The organism is Chlorogloeopsis sp. ULAP01 (assembly GCF_030381805.1).
Lineage (GTDB): Bacteria > Cyanobacteriota > Cyanobacteriia > Cyanobacteriales > Nostocaceae > Chlorogloeopsis.
In genome coordinates, this window is the sequence record NZ_JAUDRH010000007.1 from 80895 (window position 1) to 98671 (window position 17777).

20 protein-coding genes and 1 pseudogene are annotated in these 17777 nt (G+C 43.1%); 12 read left to right on the forward strand and 9 right to left on the reverse strand.

Going from position 1 to position 17777, the window contains the following annotated elements; genetic code table 11:
• Positions 1-29 precede the first annotated feature (29 nt).
• From QUB80_RS15170 to QUB80_RS35055, 4 genes are all read left to right on the forward strand, one after another.
• The gene (locus QUB80_RS15170) at positions 30-1304 is read left to right on the forward strand and encodes a URC4/urg3 family protein (protein WP_289790347.1); all 1275 of its coding nucleotides are present in this window, start codon (positions 30-32) and stop codon (positions 1302-1304) included.
• A gap of 96 nt (positions 1305-1400) precedes the next feature.
• Positions 1401-1673 carry a hypothetical protein gene (locus QUB80_RS15175; protein ID WP_289790348.1) on the forward strand — a complete coding sequence of 91 codons (273 nt, stop codon included), beginning with the start codon at positions 1401-1403 and terminating at the stop codon, positions 1671-1673.
• 29 nt (positions 1674-1702) lie between these two features.
• Entirely contained in the window at positions 1703-2119 is a 417-nt protein-coding gene (locus QUB80_RS35050) for a pentapeptide repeat-containing protein (protein ID WP_353962231.1), read from the forward strand.
• Positions 2120-2145: 26 nt separating this feature from the next.
• Entirely contained in the window at positions 2146-2514 is a 369-nt protein-coding gene (locus QUB80_RS35055; protein ID WP_353962232.1) for a pentapeptide repeat-containing protein, read from the forward strand.
• Here the strand turns inward: QUB80_RS35055 and QUB80_RS15185 are convergent.
• Positions 2418-2651: a hypothetical protein gene (locus QUB80_RS15185; RefSeq protein WP_289790350.1), complete on the reverse strand. Its 234-nt coding sequence runs from the start codon at positions 2649-2651 to the stop codon at positions 2418-2420. The genes QUB80_RS35055 and QUB80_RS15185 overlap by 97 nt on opposite strands.
• Positions 2652-2740: 89 nt before the next feature.
• Between QUB80_RS15185 and upp the strand changes: the two genes are divergently transcribed.
• The 4 genes from upp to QUB80_RS15205 all read left to right on the forward strand — a co-directional run bounded on the left by upp (position 2741) and on the right by QUB80_RS15205 (position 4411).
• Positions 2741-3376 carry a uracil phosphoribosyltransferase gene (upp, locus tag QUB80_RS15190; protein WP_289790351.1) on the forward strand — a complete coding sequence of 212 codons (636 nt, stop codon included), beginning with the start codon at positions 2741-2743 and terminating at the stop codon, positions 3374-3376.
• 68 nt (positions 3377-3444) lie between these two features.
• Positions 3445-3666 (forward strand): addiction module protein, encoded by a 222-nt coding sequence (locus QUB80_RS15195; RefSeq protein ID WP_289790352.1) that lies wholly within the window; start codon positions 3445-3447, stop codon positions 3664-3666.
• On the forward strand, positions 3663-3962 hold the full coding sequence (locus QUB80_RS15200) for a type II toxin-antitoxin system RelE/ParE family toxin (RefSeq protein ID WP_289790353.1): 300 nt from the start codon (positions 3663-3665) through the stop codon (positions 3960-3962). Before QUB80_RS15195 ends, QUB80_RS15200 begins: the two co-directional genes overlap by 4 nt.
• Positions 3963-4159: 197 nt before the next feature.
• A complete protein-coding gene (locus tag QUB80_RS15205; RefSeq protein ID WP_289790354.1) occupies positions 4160-4411 on the forward strand; it encodes a type II toxin-antitoxin system Phd/YefM family antitoxin in 252 nt (83 codons plus the stop codon).
• Between the two features lie 452 nt (positions 4412-4863).
• Here QUB80_RS15205 and QUB80_RS15210 read toward each other — a convergent pair whose 3' ends face one another.
• Positions 4864-5706 (reverse strand): prephenate/arogenate dehydrogenase, encoded by an 843-nt coding sequence (locus QUB80_RS15210; RefSeq protein WP_289790355.1) that lies wholly within the window; start codon positions 5704-5706, stop codon positions 4864-4866.
• A gap of 81 nt (positions 5707-5787) precedes the next feature.
• Between QUB80_RS15210 and QUB80_RS15215 the strand changes: the two genes are divergently transcribed.
• Entirely contained in the window at positions 5788-7341 is a 1554-nt protein-coding gene (locus QUB80_RS15215) for a pentapeptide repeat-containing protein (protein ID WP_289790356.1), read from the forward strand.
• 143 nt (positions 7342-7484) lie between these two features.
• Here QUB80_RS15215 and QUB80_RS15220 read toward each other — a convergent pair.
• Together QUB80_RS15220 and QUB80_RS15225 are read right to left on the reverse strand one after the other, a co-directional pair.
• Positions 7485-7652, reverse strand: a pseudogene (locus tag QUB80_RS15220) (element excision factor XisH family protein); the annotation flags it as partial.
• Positions 7653-7866: 214 nt separating this feature from the next.
• Complete coding sequence (locus tag QUB80_RS15225) at positions 7867-9096, reverse strand: MFS transporter (protein ID WP_289790357.1); 1230 nt, start codon at positions 9094-9096, stop codon at positions 7867-7869.
• Positions 9097-9120: 24 nt separating this feature from the next.
• Here QUB80_RS15225 and QUB80_RS15230 point away from each other — a divergent pair, with 24 nt between their 5' ends.
• On the forward strand, positions 9121-9540 hold the full coding sequence (locus QUB80_RS15230) for a hypothetical protein (protein WP_289790358.1): 420 nt from the start codon (positions 9121-9123) through the stop codon (positions 9538-9540).
• Positions 9541-9543: 3 nt separating this feature from the next.
• Here the strand turns inward: QUB80_RS15230 and QUB80_RS15235 are convergent, their stop codons facing one another.
• The 4 genes from QUB80_RS15235 to QUB80_RS15250 all read right to left on the reverse strand — a co-directional run bounded on the left by QUB80_RS15235 (position 9544) and on the right by QUB80_RS15250 (position 14713).
• Positions 9544-9918, reverse strand: a complete 375-nt coding sequence (locus tag QUB80_RS15235; RefSeq protein WP_289790359.1) for a DUF1636 family protein — start codon at positions 9916-9918, stop codon at positions 9544-9546.
• Between the two features lie 4 nt (positions 9919-9922).
• Positions 9923-10909, reverse strand: a complete 987-nt coding sequence (locus QUB80_RS15240; protein WP_289790360.1) for an iron-siderophore ABC transporter substrate-binding protein — start codon at positions 10907-10909, stop codon at positions 9923-9925.
• Between the two features lie 67 nt (positions 10910-10976).
• Positions 10977-13574, reverse strand: a complete 2598-nt coding sequence (locus tag QUB80_RS15245) for a TonB-dependent siderophore receptor (RefSeq protein ID WP_289790361.1) — start codon at positions 13572-13574, stop codon at positions 10977-10979.
• A 119-nt stretch (positions 13575-13693) separates the two neighbouring features.
• Positions 13694-14713: a helix-turn-helix transcriptional regulator gene (locus QUB80_RS15250; RefSeq protein WP_289790362.1), complete on the reverse strand. Its 1020-nt coding sequence runs from the start codon at positions 14711-14713 to the stop codon at positions 13694-13696.
• A 355-nt stretch (positions 14714-15068) separates the two neighbouring features.
• Between QUB80_RS15250 and QUB80_RS15255 the strand changes: the two genes are divergently transcribed.
• A complete protein-coding gene (locus QUB80_RS15255; RefSeq protein WP_289790363.1) occupies positions 15069-15662 on the forward strand; it encodes a DUF1517 domain-containing protein in 594 nt (197 codons plus the stop codon).
• Between the two features lie 70 nt (positions 15663-15732).
• Positions 15733-16611 (forward strand): hypothetical protein, encoded by an 879-nt coding sequence (locus tag QUB80_RS15260; RefSeq protein ID WP_289790364.1) that lies wholly within the window; start codon positions 15733-15735, stop codon positions 16609-16611.
• Between the two features lie 85 nt (positions 16612-16696).
• Here the strand turns inward: QUB80_RS15260 and aroF are convergent, their stop codons facing one another.
• Positions 16697-17755 carry a 3-deoxy-7-phosphoheptulonate synthase gene (gene aroF, locus QUB80_RS15265; protein WP_289790365.1) on the reverse strand — a complete coding sequence of 353 codons (1059 nt, stop codon included), beginning with the start codon at positions 17753-17755 and terminating at the stop codon, positions 16697-16699.
• Positions 17756-17777 lie beyond the last annotated feature (22 nt).

Here is a 17777-nt window from a genome sequence, read left to right on the forward strand (position 1 = left end):
ACTCTAGATTTTGTAAAGGATAAATAAGAATGGAAATGCGAACCGCCAAGCAGATCGCGGGCAAGATGCCCGCCCCACAAGCACTAAGGGGAGAAGGGGAGATTATAGCTTATTTACGATCGCCTGTTGCTATTCGGGAACGTTGCCAAGAATTGTTTGAGATGGCAGTGGCAGAGCGTTCGCCTCATTTTACTTGCAATCTGTCCCAGTTGGAGTGGGTGGCAGACTATGTAATTGAGGTGATGCACGAACAATACCCAGATTTGCAAATCCCTTTTCACAGTCGTTGGCGACATTTTGAGGCAGGGGGTATACCGCGTTTAGCGAAGTTGGATGAGAAGTTAGCGGAACTAACGCCAACCCAAAAAGCTGCTGCCAAGTTTGATTTGGCAATAATTAGCGTTTTATTGGATGCTGGTGCTGGCGATCGCTGGCAATATTACGAACAGGATACGAAACTAATTTTTCAACGTTCCGAAGGCTTGGCAGTAGCTAGTTTCCAGATGTTTTTTCAAGGGGTTTTTTCGAGCGATCGGCATCAGCCCCTGCAAGTAGATGCTCAAAGATTGCAAGCACTAACTGAACAAGAATTGGCAGATGGTTTTCAGGTAAATTTAGAAAATTCATTGCTGGGAATGTCCGGGCGATTAAATTTATTACAAAAATTAGGTCAAGTTATACTTACTTCACCTCAGATGTTTGGGGAACAAAATCCTCGTCCGGGCAATTTGGTAAATTTCCTTTTGGCACAAGTGAAAAACAACCAACTAGCAGCCCAAACTGTCTTAAGTGGTATTCTGGAAGGACTAAGTAACATTTGGCCAGGACGCATCGAAATTGCTGGAGTAAACTTGGGAGATGTCTGGTATCATCCAGCAGTTAGCAATGATGGCTTGGTACCATTTCACAAACTATCTCAATGGCTTACCTACTCTCTGCTAGAACCGCTACAAGAGCTAGGTGTAGAAATTACGGGATTAGATGCCTTAACTGGATTGCCAGAATACCGCAACGGTGGATTATGCCTCGACTTGGGACTAATCAACGTCAAAAATCCCAATATTTTTTCCCAATCTCATTCAGTGGCATCGGAAATAATAGTTGAGTGGCGTGCTTTGACCGTAATTCTCTTAGATTACATCGCCGCCACAGTGCGAGAAAAATTGGGCATGAGTGCGCAAGAATTACCGCTCGTAAAAATTCTCCAAGGCGGAACTTGGGCAGCAGGGCGAAAAATTGCTGCTCAACTCCGAACAGGTGGCATCCCGCCAATACAAATAGAAAGCGATGGAACGGTATTTTAGGTTAAAAATACCTGGAACTTCAGTTCCAGGCTTATAACTTAAGTCCGTTAAAACGGACTCAAGAAGTGATTGAGTCAGCTTTAGCTGACTTTAGCTTTGAGCCAAGAAATTTATTTCTTGGCGGACAAGGGCTTAGATGCAAGATATGAATTATGGGAGGTGATTTGGGCTTTGGCTAGTTGCGATCGGTATTTGGAAGGTGATGTTAGGGTGTCCCAGGAAGGGAATACGGAAGATTTAAGAGTATTAATGGGTGTAGAAGCTATGTTATGGATGAATTTGAAGAATTTATTAGGGGACGTGCTTTGGCTGAGGAAATTATTAAACGTTATGAAACTGGGGAGCGAAACTTTACTGGTATCGAATTGAAGCATACTGTTATTGACGCCACCTGTTTTATGGACGTTGATTTCAGCAGAGTCAATTTGCAGGAGTGTTTGCTCCAAGTCGCCTATCTGGTTAATGCCAGCTTTAGTTATGCCAACTTGGAAGGAACTGGTTTCAGTGCTTCTCTAATTAATTGTAACTTGAGTAACACCAATCTCCGGGAGGCCAGTTTTAGGTATGCTGATTTGACTGGTACTAACCTTACTGGTGCTGATTTGAGGGAAACTAAATTGATTGGTTGTAACTTGAGGGATGCCAATTTACTGGTATTAGAACCACGGAAGGGACTATTTTCTGCGACACTATTATGCCACATGGAAGAATTGAAACCAACTCTCCCAAAGTTCTTGATGCCCAGGAGTTGCTCAAGCGTTATGCTGATGGGGAAAGAGATTTCCGAGATATTATCTTGCATCGAGTTGACTTGAGTGGGGTCAATCTGCGATCGATTAACTTGTGTGGCGCCCATTTGAGTTATGTCAACTTGCAAGGTGCCATCTTGGAGGGCGACGATTTGTCGGCTCACTTCATCTGTTGTGATATGAGGAATAGTGAGTTGATTTGCCCAGATGTTGACTATAGGGGAAAGGCTCCAAAGTTGATTTGTAGCGACTTGCGACGAGCTAAGTTGAGATGGTTTGAATGGTGTGGTTCTAAATTCATTGGTAATAACTTTCAAGGAGCCGAGGGAATTGGCGCTGGCAGTGGTGAGGGCTTCGCCTTTATTCACAACACTACTTGGATTGGTGGCTCGTTTGTCGGCGATCCCACCTGGGGATTGCAACCATTGAATTTCAGAGATATTGATCCCAGAGACTTCTGAGAAGTGCGATCGCCCTCTGTTGTAAGTTGAGTTGAGGAACGTAGACGCGGTGACGCAACAGCCGACGTATACATTGATATAGCTTCGGTGAAGGGTAACCCAACATAATCAACCGTCTTGATTAGTTTTGCTGGCATTATTTTGCTGGCATTATATAGAGAAAGTTTGAGAAATGCTCTCATGACCTAATGACTAATAACCAATGACTAATGACTAATAACAAAACATGGGAAATCAAGTAATACTCATTGAGCATCCATTGATTCAGCACAAACTCACGCTGATGCGTAAAGCCGAAACTAGTACGGTGAAATTTCGTGTCCTCCTGAAAGAAATTGGTATGTTGCTGGGGTATGAGGTAACGCGAGATTTACCACTAAAACATGAAAAAATTCAAACACCGCTAGCCTCGATGAATGCTCCTATCCTTGCTCCAGAAAAAAAATTAGTCATAGTTTCTATTCAAAGGGCGGGGCAGGGAATTTTGGATGGGATGCTAGAGTTGATGCCATCAGCACGAGTAGGACATATTGGCTTATATCGCGATCCCAAAACTTTGATTCCTATAGAGTATTATTTCAAAGTTCCCCATGACATAGAAAAGCGAGATGTGCTGGTTGTTGATCCGATGTTAGCAACCGGGAACTCGGCTGTTGCAGCAGTAGAAAGAGTCAAATCAACAAATCCTCTGTCAATTAAGTTTGTTTGTTTGCTTGCCGCACCAGAAGGCATTGAACATTTCACTCAGGTTCACCCAGATGTGCCTATTTACACAGCAGCTATTGATGAAAAATTAGATGAACACGGCTATATTCTTCCTGGAATGGGAGATGCTGGAGATAGATTATTTGGAACTAGGTAAAATCTTTGTTTAGGCTTGTAGCCCGCGTGGGTTAGAATATTTGCAAGTTAAACCTTAGTACGATGAGCATGCATCCCTTATTAAAGGTTGACATTTCTCAATTAACTGTGGCCGAGCGAATACAACTGGCAGAAGATTTGTGGGATAGCATCCTCGCAATACCAGAGGCGATTCCAGTAAGTCAAACACAAAAACGAGAATTGGACAGACGTTTGGAACTCTTCCGTCAAAACCCAACTCAGGGTTCAAGCTGGCAAGAAATTAAGCAAAAACTGGGCTTTTTTAAATGAATTATAAATTACTGATTCGCCCAGAAGCGGAGTTAGATATCGAAGAAGCTTATGAGTGGTACGAAGAAGGCAATCCTGGCTTAGGTTATGAATTTATACGTGCTGTTGATACCTGTCTAGCCTCAGTTGGACGCAATCCTTTGCCGTATCCTGTAGTAAATCAGGAGGTGCGACGAGCTTTGATTCGTCGATTTCCTTACGGAGTTTTTTACTTTCTCGAAGAGGATAAAATTGTAGTTATTGCCTGTTTCCACATTAAACGCGATCCCCAACAATGGCAAAATCAAAGTGATTGAATGCGATCGCAATTTTTACTCTAGAAAAATATAAGCGATCGCACGGCTTGAAAAATCTCTGCTTCGGCTGCATTTAATTTGAGATCAGGCGTAGTTGCTGCGTGCAAATACTTGTATTCACCCCAACCAAAAAAAGCTTATTTACAGGGTAACTGATATCATCTATTTATAGTCGCAACCTTTTGGAGTGACTGTATATGTATAACATTGAGCTTACGGAAACACAGGCTGAAATTGCAGAATTACTCAATCGAGTTTTGTCAGGAGAGGAAGTAATTATTTCAAACGCTGGGACTCCAGTTGCGCGTATAGTACCAATCGCAGAACAGTCTTTACCCCGAATAGCAGGGTTGGATAAAGGCAAAGTTGTAATTTCTCCTGATTTTGACACACCTTTACCAGATGACATTCTGAACGATTTTCTCAGCCCAGCAGATGTTAAAGAATGAGAGGATTACTTGATACCCATGCTTTTATTTGGTGGGTTACTGATGATTCACGACTTTCATCCACGGCTAAAAATATAATTACAGACCCTAGTAATTTATTGTTTTTAAGTGCTGCAAGTGCATGAGAAATTGTTATTAAGGTACGTCTGGGAAAACTCACTTTACCCGAACCACCTGAAAGCTATATTCCAAGTCGGTTAGCTATGAACAGATTTGAAAGTCTACCGATTACATTGAATCATGCTTTGCAAGTTATAAATTTGCCCAGATTTACATCGCGATCCTTTTGATAGAATAATTATTGCTCAAAGCCAAGTTGAGAATATGCCAATTTTGACGCTTGATAGTCAAATTGTTCAATATTCTGTTGATGTGATTTGGTAGCGATCGCATTTACTTGTACACCCACAACCAAAAAGCGATCACACTGCTTTTAGTTACCTAATTTCCATTTAATCATCAACAAATGCAATTCTTGCTTGTTGAGTTGATTGCAATTTTTCCTCCAAAAGTTTCCAATTTTCCTGTTCAATTAAGCTAATTAACTCATCAAGATTATGGCGATATTCTCGTAAAGACTTCAGCAATTCCTGCCGATTATACTGCGCCATCATCACTCCTAACTCTGGATTTCCACCCCCAACACGACTGGTATCTCGAAACCCGGAACTGGCAAGTTTCTGAGCTAATTGCAATACTTTCGAGTCAGTTTCACTCATACAAGCAGCTATTAAAGAGGCACTCACCATCACAGGTAAATGAGAAATCCAACTCACTGCTTTATCATGGTCTTCTGGAACACAATGGTAAATAGTTGCTCGTAGCTGTCGGACAATTTGTTCTACAACCGTGACTGCTGTCTTTGGAGTTACAGTTGTTGGTGTTAATACATAAGGTCTATCTACAAATAAATGCTGCTGTGCCGCTTCAATACCACTTTCTGCTGTGCCTGCCATAGGATGCCCGCCGACGAAATTTTCCCATAATGAAGAAATTGCTTGTACTATCGGTGTTTTCACTGAACCAACATCAGTAATGATTACATTAGAAGGTAGATAAGCAATTAGCTGTTCGACTGTGGGAATAATAAGTCCAATTGGTGTACAAATGAATACTACTTCTGCGGTAACTAATAGGTTCGTGTCTACTGATGCCTCATCTACACTGCCTAGAGCGATCGCTTTAGTACAGGTTGATTCCCGGCGACTGACTCCCAAGACATAATGTCCGTGCGATCGCAAATCTAAACCTAAAGAGCCGCCAATTAGTCCGAGTCCTAAAATACCAATTTTCATTGTGATTTTGAAGTTGCATCTTTCAGATAATTTTGACGTTATTGACCGATTATTCAAGTCGGCATCCGGTGAGGTAGCCTAATGACTGTAGAGGAATTACTGGCCAAATATGAAGCGGGAATGAGAGACTTTAATAGTATTAACCTCTCAGAAGCTAACCTCAGAGGTGTAAAACTCAGCGAGGCTAATTTTAGTCATGCTAATTTTAGTATCGTAAACATGAGTGGTGCAAATCTTGGTGGCTCCAATTTAAGCCATGCCCAACTAAATGTGGCAAGACTGCGTGGTGCTCATCTTACCCAAGCTAATCTTAATCACGCCAGTCTCAACGTAGCCAATTTAATTCGGGCAGATCTAAGTCGCGCTCAACTTCAGTCAGCCTCGTTAATTCGTGCTGAGTTAATACGTGCCGATCTCAGTCGTGCCGATCTCATGCAAGCAAATCTCAGTAAAGCCGATTTGCGAGGTGCTGCACTTCGGCACGCTGTAATGAAACAGGCTAATTTAAACGAGGCTAATTTGAAAGATGCTTTCCTGACAGGAGCCAATTTAGAAGGAGCCAACTTAAGCAACACTGATTTAAGTAAAGCCGAGCTTAGTGGTGCCAATTTTCGAGATGCGGAAATGAGACAAGCAATTCTTAGCCATGCCGACTTGACTGGTGCGAATTTAAGTGGTACAAATCTTCGCTGGGCAGATTTAAGTGGGGCTAATCTACGTTGGGCAGATTTAAGTGGAGCTAAATTAAGTGGTGCAAATTTAATTGGGGCAGATTTAAGTAATGCCAATTTAACAAATACGAGTTTGGTTCATGCCGATTTAACTCAGGCTAAATTAATTAAGGTGGAGTGGATAGGTGCAGACTTATCAGGAGCAACTCTGACAGGCTCCAAACTTTATGCCACCTCCAGATTTGGTTTAAAAACCGAAGGTATAATTTGTGAATGGGTAGACCTTAGCCCCGGAGGCGATCGCTCGATCATCCAAAATTTCAATGCCGAAGAAACACGTGACTTTTTTAACGAAACCCTACCCACAATTCGGATTATTGTCGATAAACCTTTAGATCCAGAAGCTAATTTTGCGATCGCTGGTGCTTATTACCAAATTGCTCAACAATATCAGCAATGGCAGCAACCCCCTAGTATGGAAATTGGACGTCGCCGTACAGTTTTTACTTTCCGCGTAGATAGCGATGTCAATTTATTTTCCACTGCTTATTTAGCTATTCTTCCCTTTCAAGACGCTGAAATTACTCAAGACAATATTCATCAAATCTTAGCAAGAATACATGGTGAAGATACGCCTGTTACAACTGCGGCAAATCATCAAAAATTGCAGCAATTGACAGCACTAATTGAAACAGCAAGGGCAAATGCTAAGACTATTAAACAACTCAAAAATATCTGGCAAATTACAGCTAAACTGAACTTTTTCCAAGCACCAACTCAGACAATTTTAACTAATTCTAGTGCTCAAAGCCTGATTATACATTACCACCATAATTTTGGTAAAAAATTTATTGAAAGTTCTGATGTCAATACTTCTATTTATGACGAAACTGCTCAAGAAATAGCTAATCAAAGTCTACTTTCTACAAGTTTAGTTATTGATTTTATCAAGGGATTCCATTAGTCCTCTTTTACAAGCAAATACTGTAACTATACGGATGCATTGGCGGTAGTATTCTACTCTCTCCATTCTATAACCTCTTTAATTGGGTCATAGACAACGAGCTTCAGTTGATAAAACCTAACGGCTTCTTGAACAAACAGTTCTTAGAAGAATGTTTTAAAAGTATCAAAAGGTACTGCCAGATAAAGTGTCCGATCTGGTTCTTTCATTTGTGGGGCAAGCCGATAGTTGAGAAATTATCCCAATGCTACGTGAAAGTCAGTAATTACCGAACTGTTTAGAAAACTTTTTACTTCAACTGCTGTTTTTCGCCCTGCTTTCTCAACTTATCTTGGGATTAAATTTTTAAGCTCATCCCCCGATTGAAGTCTGGGGGATGAAAGCGGGCATCGGGAATTGGGCATTGGCCAATGCATGAATGCCCTTTGCCCCTTGCCCCAAGACGACGGACGACGGTTCTGAGCGCCCCTTAAAGGAATGGGCTTCCCCGTCGTCTTTTGGTGATCGTCCCTTTTTGATTCGATCTCATTTTTTAGTGTTGCTCCTTACAAGAACCGCTTGCAAACCGGGAAGCACATAGCCAGCTAAACCAATCGCAATCAAGCCAACTGAACTGATGATGTAGAGGATAGCGATCCCTGCGCCTGGAGCGCTACCAACAACGTGGCTCAAGACATTTGCTATCCTGCTTTGAGACATCATTAAGGGTTCAAAAATGCGATCAGCGAGAGGCCCGGCAATGAGGGTGGCAACTGCGCCTACAATCTGGAACATTAGTGATTGGGTGGCAAATACTCGCCCTTGCATACTCGGTTCTACTTGACTCATCCAGATTGCGGTATCACAACTACCCAAAAATGGAAAGTTAAGGGAGGAGCAAAACTGAGCCGGAATCCAAACCTGGGGAACTCGCCCCAGTCCAAATACAACTTTGCTAACTCCTGCTCCGAGCATACCGCGCAAAACTCCATCAATTCGCCGTTTAGGGCCACCCCATAAACTCATAATAATAGCTCCGGTCGTTCCACCTAATCCGGCAGCTGCTGCCAGCGTACCCAGTACCTGAGCATCATTGTTGGTGCGAGACAAAATCATCGGTGTATATAAGTAATTACCAATATCGTGGGACAACCAAAATAAGGTCGTGACGATCAGCAATGCTAGCATCTGAAAATCCCTAAGGATATAGCGCCAGCCAAATTGCAAATCTTGCCAGAAGTTCCTTAGAAGATGAGAAGATGGAAAATCCAGTTCTGGTTGGGGAATGAAGACCAATGTCAAGGTGGCGATCGCTACGGCAAAAGAGATAATGTCAATCAGGGCTAGTCCGGCAAACCCAATGATGTAGTAGAGAAAGCCTGCTAATGGGGGAGCTAAAATTTGAGCGATGCGTCCTGATAAGGCTCTCATGCTGCTTACCCGCACATATTGCTGCTCTTGTACCATCAGCGAAATTGACGCTGAGTAGGCAAGTTCTTGGATTTGGACAAAGGCTCCAGCAATTACTGCTGTCAAGTATAAGTGCCAAATTTGTAAGTTATTAGTGACGAAGAGCCAGAGCAGGGCAATGGTTGTCAGCACGGCAACAGTATCGCCAACCATCATTAGGTATTTGCGGTGAAAGCGATCAACAATCACGCCTGCGAAGGGGGTGATAATAATACGAGGCAACAAGTCGAAAAAGCCCCAGAGGGTGAGGGTGGTTGCTTGTCCTGTTTCTTCCCATGCCCAGACGGCAAGGGCAAACCCACTCATGCTACTGCCGATGGTGGAGATCAGTTGACCGAACCAAATGATGATGAAGGTATGCACAAGTGGAAAGTCTTATACCAATTCAAAATTTGTCTTGAAAAGTTGAGCCAGTTGCGTGGGCGGGTTTCCCGACTTGAGCAAACTGGCGTTGCTCAACGGGGGGAACCCCCCTCCGGGTTCACCAGTCCCCTACGGCGGGAAACCCCTCCGGGTTCGGCAGTCCACTCGGCGGCAGAGCCGCACGTGTGGCTGCACTCACCGCCTACAGGGCTGGATTCACCGCACGCAACTTTCCGCAAAATTCAAAATGAAGAAAGCTATACATCACAAGGATTTGGGAGTTGGTATCTGTCGCATTCTTTGTTCAAATTGGTATTACTTTGGGGTTTAAGGATGCCAAAGGAAGTGCCGTTCAAGATGGCAACTTACTCACGAATTACTAATTAGTAATTATTCGACGGGTGGAATCTTGGCAATGCTTGCCGATCGCAGCATTTGAGGAAAATATTTCCCCGATATATCGCCAGTCTTGTTAGCCAAATAGACTTCGCCAAACTGGAGCAGGGCTACGGTGCTTTCGGTAAGCGGGAGGTTAGTAAATAAGAAGGTGGGTTTGTGAAGTGCAGAGAACGCGACGGCACAAGGGCGATCGCACGTTCCCAAGCAACCAACAGGTTGAATTTCAAGTTCATTGGCTGGGAATTGTTCGGCGTATAAAGTGTTTAGTTGATTAAGTAAAAGAGTACCATCGGCAAGCTGATTTTCTGCTCGTTCTTGGGATGAATGGTGGCAGGATTGACAGACGAATAAAACGTGTTTGGACATATGTTTATGGTGTGTTGATTAAGTATTTGAATAAGTCATCAATTACAGCATCGGCAGCAAGTAAATTTGCCCCACCCCAAGTTAGCTGTTCAACAAGGTATACGTTCTTTTGCTGAACGGCTTTGAGTGTTTGCCAAAGTGGTTTTTCTTGCAGTTTTTCAAAAATTTTTCTGCCACGACTGTCAAAAATTGAAATGAATAAAATATCACCATCTATTTCTCCTAGTTTTTCCTCGGAAATACTAAATCGACCTCGTGGTGTAATAATGTTTTGTGATTTAGAGCGTTGTAATCCAATATCATCAATAACAGAACCAGCAAATGAATTTTTTGTGTCAACTACAATGCCCCGTCCATCATTAACAGAAATAATAGATATTGTCTTATCCTTATATCGATTACCCAAGGCTATTTTCAATTGTTCGATGCGCTGGTAATAATGACTCCAAGCTTTCTTTGCCGCCTCTTCTTTTCCTAATGCCTCAGCTACAAAATTAAAATGTTCTCGCCAAAATTGCGGGCCTCGCCACTTATCTAGTGCTGTAGGAGAAATTTGAGACAAAAGAGGATAAATTTTGCGAAGAGGTTCCCAACCTAGAATTAAATCAGGCTTAAGTCGCACTATTTTTTCTAAATTAGGATTGCTTTGCTCGCCTAATAGCTCGATTCCTTCTGCTCGATCTTTTAAATAAGCAGGAAAATCATCTTGTTCGTAATTTAATGCTGAAGCACTACCAATTGGTTTCACACCAAGGACAATTGCATTAGCCAAAGTAAACTGAGAAAGGGTGGCGAGACGTTTGGGGTGATGAGGAATACAGGTTTTACCTACTGAATGCTGAATCACTCGGCATGATGCTAATTTTATTAAAGCTAGGTTTTCACTTTTATCAACAAAAGTATTACTGCAAGCTGCAATTGCAATAACCATTAATATTGATAATGTTAACCACATAAATTGAGCATAAATCTTTTTAAGAAACTTTTTCATTGCAGCTAAGTTATTGGAAGTCTTTATGCAAAAACAAGAAAATCTTAATTAATAACAAGAAGATATCCTAAAACTCCCACGAAATTGTTCCCTGTACCGTGAACGGTTCGCCCGCAAAAAGCCGCGCCCTATTTGCGGCAGACTCAAAATAGTCCACGTCAAATATATTTCTGAAATTGATCTGCGCTCGGAATCTATCTCGCCTGTAGAACAGAGCAGCATCCGTACGAAAATAGCTCGGCACAGTAAATGTGTTGCCTAAATCTCCCTGGCGATCGCCCACAAAAAAGAATCCCGCACCAACCCCAAAGCCTTGCAATGAACCTTGCTGAATTTCGTAGGTTGTCCACAGGTTAAAGGTATGTTCTGGCGCGTTATTCACCCGGTTATCTACCGCAAACGTGTTGTCTTTAGTAATACGAGCATCATTATAAGCATAGCCCGCAAAGATGCCCCATCCCGGTAAGATTTCGCCTGCCAGACTCAGTTCAATGCCTCGGCTGCGTTGTTCGCCCGTTTGGATGGAAAAGCCTGGTGGTACGCCTGGTCTATTGTCAGCCGTTGTGACATTGGAGCGAATGATGTCGTAGAAGGCAAGAGTTGCAGATAGCTGATTATTTAAATCTGCTTTAACTCCGACTTCATACTGCGTGCCGCGTTCTGGTTGAAATGAGTTGCCACCGAAAGCAATTCCTGTCACTGGACTGAACGAGCGAGTATAGCTGGCATAAAGCGAAATTGGCGTAATAGGTTGATAGACAATACCAAAACGGGGACTGAAGGCATTATCAGATTGTTCTAGTTCTGTATTAGCGACAAGATTCTCTGTAGTTTGTTTAAAGGTATCAAACCGAACACCCAACAGCACTTTGAGATTTTCCACCAGCTTGATTTGATCTTGTATATAGATACCCAGTGAATCTGTTTTAATGGCATCACTTGCCCTACTCAGAGAACCAACCGTGCTGTTATATACAGGATTAAACAGATCGAGTGGCGCAGCAGTACCCCGAAAACTTCGGTCTGTCGTTCTGTCAAAACTGAGGGTAGTGCCGATTAGTAACTGATGTTCAATTGAGCCAGTTGAAAATTTACCAACCAAATCAGCAGCCAAGTCATAAGAATCGGACTCCAATCTTCGGTCTTTAATGGCTAGACGATTGACGATTTGATTATTGGACGCGAGGCTAGTGGGGAGATAGAGTTCTTGTTCAGTACGCTCAAACACTGCTCGAAAGGCGTTTTGTAATGACCAGTTGTCACTAAATTGATGCTCAAATCTGTATCCAACTCTACCAAGTGTTAGCTCATTGAAAGCGGAAGGTTCATTGATATTGCGGTTGCGCGGTATTTTCCCATTCGGATTAGGAAGCACAGTACCATCGGCTGGAATACCCAAGTTAGTTGAGTTAGTCGTAGAATCGATGTACTCTCCTTCCAGAGTCAACTTTGTCTTCTCGCCGATTGCCAAACTCACAACGGGAGCAACGAGTAGATATTTGTTTTCGAGAAAATCTACAAAACTGCCTACATTTTTGTAAGCAGCGTTTAGTCGATACAAAACGCTTCCAGAGTCATTCAATAGCCCAGACAGATCGACTGCGCTACGGTAGAAGTCATAGCTGCCAATCGTGGCATCAACAGTATAAAAGGGGTCGCTTAGGGGCTGTTTGGTAATCAAGTTGACTGTGCCACCAGGAAGTCCTCGACCAAATAGAACTGAAGCCGGGCCTTTGAGGACTTCCACTCGCTCAATATTGGAGAAGTCAAATGTGGTTTGTGAAGGTTCTCTCAAACCATCCCTAAGATAATTTCCGGAGAAAGCACCAACAGTGAAGCCCCGGATGGACACATTAGCGGTTGGAAAGGATGGAGGAGTAAACACGTTCACACCGGGAACATTTCTAATGGCATCTTGCAGTTGGGTGATATTTTGATCGCGGATTACTTGTTGAGGTATCACCTGAATTGACTGAGGAATGTCACGCAAAGGGGTGTCGATTTTAGTAGCTGTTGAGGAATCTCTTACGCGGTACCTATCTTGTTCTCCTGTCACCACCAACTCAATTGGCTCATCATCTTCTGCTGATGCTTCTTGCTCCGGTTGGGTTTCACTAGTTGGCTGCTCTTGTTCTGGGGTTTGTGACGTTTGAGGTTGCTGCTGTAGTGGTGTGGAAGAAGCTACACTCGCCACCCCAAAGATTAGACCCTCGTCTGGACTGTCAAACAACTCTACGATTGGTAGACCCGCTTCACCCGTTACTGTCACCCGGATAGTATTGGCATCTAGATTAGTCGCCGTTATCTGGGTAATACCCTCAACTGGTTTTTCCGAACGGAATGTAAATGCATCACCACTCTTGTTACGCAATTGTGCATTGGGAATGTCAACAATAAAGCTATTGCCAGCACTGCGATTCACCACTTGCAACTGTTGTCCAAGAGTTGTTTGTAAAACCACGTCCACACCTTTGTCGGTGGCATTGGCTTTAACTCCCGTCACCTGTACTACCGTTACACCAGGGTCTTGAGCCAGTAGTGCAGCACTTCTTTGAGGATGAATAATATCTTGAATGCGAGAACTATTTGAATCTGCTTGAGCAGGTTGAATTGTTAGAATTGCGATCGCACCTACAGCGAAAAGAACGTGAGATTTTTGACCCATAGCCGCACACACCATCATCACGAAGTTCCCACAACAGTTGCTAATGAATTTCAATAACTGTTAGGTAGAATAGGTCATTTTGTAATTTCAGGTGATTTCTACAGGGTCATTTTTGAACGCTAGGCGGACTTTTTTTGGCACATTGTTTGATAGTCGCTGGGATTTATGCCAAACTTCTTGCGGAATGCAACCGCAAAGTAGCTTCTATTGGCAAATCCTACTGCGTAAGATACCTCGGCTACATTCATTCGACCTTCCAGAAGTAGTTGAGAAGCTTTCTCTAAACGATGCTCATGCAGATATCCAAACACTGTCGTACCGAAGAGTTGATGAAATCCTCGTTTGAGTTTGCGATCGTTTAAATGTACTTGTCGTGCTAATTCAATTAATGAAGGTGGATTAGTAATATCTTGGAGTAAAATATCTCTCGCTTGATAGATGCGCTCAATATCGCCCTTCTTTAGGTTAACCGACTGCTTGTAAGGTGTACCATCCTGAAACAGTTGAGCGAACTGTAAGGTGATTAATTCCAGTGTTTTAGCTTCTAAATAGGTGCGTCGCATGATTCCTTGAAACGGACACTGAAGTATTTGCTGTAATGCTACTTGCATTGCCGGGGTCATTTTGCCAAGTGATTGATAAAATGAAGGCGGTTTGTCAGTTTCCAAGAATGGTTTGAGTAGGTTCGGTAAATATGCTTCCTGACCCTTACTCAATAATCTCAACAGCTGCGGTTCCAGGCGGATTCTGATATTGATATCTCTTCCCGCCATAAATTTTTCAATTTCTCGTGTTCCTGTTTCAAAAGAAAATAAATAACTTTCTCCAGGTTGTTCGCAAGCATCTTCATTCACACCAAAGATTTGCTCTCTCCATATCCCTGAACTCCGAAAAACCAACGACACAGTGCGATAATTGCTATCGACCGAATCACAACCATGAATCTCTGGATTCTCAAAATTAAAAATTTCTATTCGGAGTCCCGGACACAGTGAAGTCTCACTAAATAGACCTTTTTTAAGTGGATGCTGCCAGATCGAAACGCATTCAACATCGTCATAATCATAGGTAATTTCTCCAGTGTGTACACCCTCTTTCCACATTTCCTCCCACTGGACACTTGTATAAACTTTTGCCATTTTAGTTAATTAAGTTTATTGTCAAGTTTAAGTTTATTGAGAAATAATCTCATATTTATTATCAGGTGATCAAGCTTGTCGATCCCTTTATCACCCAAACAGGATTCAGGAGGCAAACAAATATGGAATGCAAATGCTTAACTGTCAGCTGATTATTCTTTTAATTTTTGGCTCTAAATATAGGTTTCCCATCACTTATGTCCTAAAAAACATCGCCAATGATAATGATATTGACAAATTCCACCTCCATCTCGAATGAAACAGCCCTGCCCGATAGGAGGAAGCAGAGTCAAGCACATTTATAGATAAACTAAAAACCAACTATCAACGGCCGACACATAACAGGAGGGTAAAAATGCGTGATTCCTTTAATCGAATGATAGGTAAGACTCGCTATGTGGTTTGTCGGATCATGCTGCATTTAAGTGGATCTGAGGTAGCGCCAATTTTGGGAGTATTAAATCGTGCCGCACGGGAAGCGATCGACGCCGAAGGCGACATGGAAGTTTTAGGAGAAGGATTAGTAGAACTATGCGAAACTTTAATGCGGTACGAAGAAGACTGGCTTTCTGCTGCGAATGAAGGAGATGTATTTTGGAGCGAAGGTGAAGCCGGTGACTATGTCAATGAATTATTTACTGATTCTGCTCAAAGATATGGCACCGAACTCGATTTTCATTCCACCTCTGATTTTGATGAATCTTTTTCTGTACCTGTAACGCGCAATGTCATTGTCATGATTACGGTGGCTTTTGAGGGAGAAGTACCAGAATTAGAAACTGACTTAGCCAATATTACCGCGCTTAAGGAAGGCTTGAAAGCACTAATCAGTTTACATTATAAACATAAACTGCGGGCTATTCAGGTGCATTTCTCACCAGCGCAGTTGGGTGATGAACTCTCCAATGATCAACTTTTGCAACACTATCCAGAGTTGATTCCCCTGTAATTTGTACGGTCGTCTGTACTTAGCACAGGCAAGGAGAAATTGTTAAGCTCGGAGATGGGACAATAGTAAAATGCTGATGAACATTTTGCGGAAATTTACAGTAATTGTTTTAACGCTAAGTTTATGCTTGACTACGGTTGCTTGTGGTGGGGGGGCAAACCAAAGTACACCGCAAGCAACAGATGCTAGCCGAACATCTGAGGTTACTAAGTTGAGTGATGGACAGTATCAGGTGCAGCAAGCTAGCTACAACGATGCAGATGGGGAATATACCCTGTTTTTATTAGGTGCCACACCCCCAACTGTCAGAACCGAAAATTTACAGATGGCGCGGTTGACTGATGAGGAAATTAAGGAGGGTAAAAAATCCTACTTAAAAGTAGAGAATGGACAGCCTGTCCTCTACCTAACGGAAGATTTCAAAATTGAGTACGTCCACAACGTCACTGAAACTCGCACTGATCCTCAAACCGGACAACAAGAAACTGTCGTAGTCCGTCGAGAAAATGGTTTTTGGGCTCCCTTTGCCGGCTCTCTAGCTGGGGCAGTGGCAGGACAGGCTATTGGTAATGCGTTGTTTAGACCTCATTACTATGTACCGCCTGTGTATCAGCCGGGAGTAATAACTGGTTACGGTGGCTATGGCAGAAGCTATAACGATGCAATTACAAGTTATCAGCGTCGTTACAATCAGCCGCCAGCAGCAGTGAGAAATCGCACAGCTTTCCGTACTACAGGTAACATCAGAAGAACATATCCTAACGGTTCAACAGTACGTACCACACCACGTACTGGTACAAATAGCCGCGCTACTGGTTCGGGCTACGGCGGTAGCACACTCAGACCTTCTGGTAGAACTAACACCACTAGACGCAGTCCTAGTTTTGGTAGTGGAGGCAGCTCCAGCCGCCGAACAACAGGTTTTGGTAGCAGAAGCAGAAGGCGGTAGGTAATTGACGCGGAGACGCGGAGAATATGAGACGCGGGGAAATAGGGATTTCTCCGCGTCTTTAGTTATTGGAAAGACATAATTTCTATGCTAAAGCCACAGCAGGTTGTGGCCAGCGTCCAACAGCTTTACCAATCACTGCTAGTTCTTGCATTAATTGATCAAATGCTTCTGGTGTTAGAGATTGAGGACCGTCTGATAAAGCTTTCTTGGGATTAGGGTGAACCTCAATCATTAGAGAATCACATCCGGCGGCGATCGATGCCATAGACATAGAAGGTACATAAGCAGCCCAACCAGTACCATGGCTGGGATCAATCATAATCGGCAGGTGAGTTAAGTTTCGCAGTACTGGTACTACAGATATATCCAAGGTATTGCGGGTGTACTGGCGATCAAAATTGCGAATTCCCCGTTCGCACAAAATCACATTCGGATTTCCCGCTGCTAGGATATATTCGGCAGCCATTAACCATTCTTCAATTGTTGCTGACATTCCTCGCTTGAGAAGAACTGGTTTTGGTTGCGCCCCCACTTTCTTTAGTAGGGAGAAATTTTGCATATTTCTTGCGCCTACCTGAATGACATCGGCAACTTCCACGATTTTGTCTAAGTCGGCGGTGTCCATTACTTCTGTAATAATCCCCAGTCCACTAGCTTCTCGCGCTGCTGCTAGTAATCCTAAAGCACTCTCGCCATGTCCTTGGAATGCATAAGGCGAAGTCCGAGGTTTGTATGCACCGCCCCTTAAAAACTTGGCTCCGGCTGCCTTAACGCGCTGCGCTGTCTCAACAATCATTTCCTCATTTTCGACGGAACAAGGCCCGGCAACTACTACCAATGGATGGTATTCACCAATAACTACAGACCCGTCGGGGGTATTCACTACTACCTCAGAAGCTTCTCCGTGGCGGTATTGACGGCTAGCTCGTTTGTAAGGCTGTTCTACCCGTAGTACTTGCTCAATCCAGGGGCTAACTTCCTGAATTTGTAGCGGATCTAAGTCGGCAGTTTCGCCCACCAAACCAATTACTACTTTGTGCTTACCAACAATTTTTTCTGGTGTTAGCCCCCAGGTGTTAAGTTCCTCGCTGACGCGGTTGATTTCCGCTTCAGGAGAACCAACCTTCATAACTACAATCATGTTATGTTCCCTAATAGGTTGT

Coding starts and splice junctions, on each gene's coding strand:
- QUB80_RS15240 (WP_289790360.1), bottom strand. CDS start 10,909: ATGAAAAAGTTTCTTAAAAAGATTTATGCTCAATTTATGTGGTTAACA.
- QUB80_RS15225 (WP_289790357.1), bottom strand. CDS start 9,096: ATGAGTGGGTTTGCCCTTGCCGTCTGGGCATGGGAAGAAACAGGACAA.
- QUB80_RS15195 (WP_289790352.1), top strand. CDS start 3,445: ATGCATCCCTTATTAAAGGTTGACATTTCTCAATTAACTGTGGCCGAG.
- QUB80_RS15205 (WP_289790354.1), top strand. CDS start 4,160: ATGTATAACATTGAGCTTACGGAAACACAGGCTGAAATTGCAGAATTA.
- QUB80_RS15185 (WP_289790350.1), bottom strand. CDS start 2,651: ATGCCAGCAAAACTAATCAAGACGGTTGATTATGTTGGGTTACCCTTC.
- QUB80_RS15215 (WP_289790356.1), top strand. CDS start 5,788: ATGACTGTAGAGGAATTACTGGCCAAATATGAAGCGGGAATGAGAGAC.
- QUB80_RS15170 (WP_289790347.1), top strand. CDS start 30: ATGGAAATGCGAACCGCCAAGCAGATCGCGGGCAAGATGCCCGCCCCA.
- QUB80_RS15210 (WP_289790355.1), bottom strand. CDS start 5,706: ATGAAAATTGGTATTTTAGGACTCGGACTAATTGGCGGCTCTTTAGGT.
- QUB80_RS15235 (WP_289790359.1), bottom strand. CDS start 9,918: ATGTCCAAACACGTTTTATTCGTCTGTCAATCCTGCCACCATTCATCC.
- QUB80_RS15255 (WP_289790363.1), top strand. CDS start 15,069: ATGCGTGATTCCTTTAATCGAATGATAGGTAAGACTCGCTATGTGGTT.
- QUB80_RS15260 (WP_289790364.1), top strand. CDS start 15,733: ATGCTGATGAACATTTTGCGGAAATTTACAGTAATTGTTTTAACGCTA.
- QUB80_RS15250 (WP_289790362.1), bottom strand. CDS start 14,713: ATGGCAAAAGTTTATACAAGTGTCCAGTGGGAGGAAATGTGGAAAGAG.
- QUB80_RS35050 (WP_353962231.1), top strand. CDS start 1,703: ATGGACGTTGATTTCAGCAGAGTCAATTTGCAGGAGTGTTTGCTCCAA.
- QUB80_RS15245 (WP_289790361.1), bottom strand. CDS start 13,574: ATGGGTCAAAAATCTCACGTTCTTTTCGCTGTAGGTGCGATCGCAATT.
- upp (WP_289790351.1), top strand. CDS start 2,741: ATGGGAAATCAAGTAATACTCATTGAGCATCCATTGATTCAGCACAAA.
- aroF (WP_289790365.1), bottom strand. CDS start 17,755: ATGATTGTAGTTATGAAGGTTGGTTCTCCTGAAGCGGAAATCAACCGC.
- QUB80_RS15200 (WP_289790353.1), top strand. CDS start 3,663: ATGAATTATAAATTACTGATTCGCCCAGAAGCGGAGTTAGATATCGAA.